This window comes from Prochlorococcus marinus (genome assembly GCF_001180245.1).
GTDB lineage: Bacteria > Cyanobacteriota > Cyanobacteriia > PCC-6307 > Cyanobiaceae > Prochlorococcus_A > Prochlorococcus_A marinus_F.
Window position 1 is genome coordinate 1 of sequence record NZ_CVSV01000124.1, and the last position, 400, is coordinate 400.

Annotated in this window: 1 protein-coding gene; it reads left to right on the forward strand. The window is 33.5% G+C overall.

Features of this window, described 5'->3' with window-relative positions; all coding sequences use genetic code 11:
- Positions 1-400: radical SAM protein (locus tag AMO19_RS05115; RefSeq protein WP_146255935.1), on the forward strand; the 400-nt coding region annotated here is incomplete at both ends.

Below are 400 nucleotides of genomic sequence, written 5' to 3' on the forward strand. Positions count from 1 at the left end.
AAGGGTTAATATCATCTATGGATGTAATGAAAGATGTTCATATTGTGTAGTCCCCTCTGTCAGAGGGAAAGAGCAATCAAGATATCCAAATGCGATAAAAAGTGAGATCCAAAAATTAGCTGATGATAATTTTAAAGAAATTACTCTTTTGGGTCAGAACATTGATGCTTATGGTAGAGACCTTCCAGGAACTACAAAAGAGGGGAGAAAAGAGAATACCCTAACTGATCTTTTATACTATATTCATGATGTTAAAGGAATTCGCAGAATAAGATTTGCTACTAGTCATCCAAGATATTTTTCAAAAAGGTTGATTCAAGCTTGTTATGAACTTGATAAAGTCTGTGAACATTTCCATATCCCCTTCCAAAGTGGAAATGATGAAATTTTAAAGCAAATG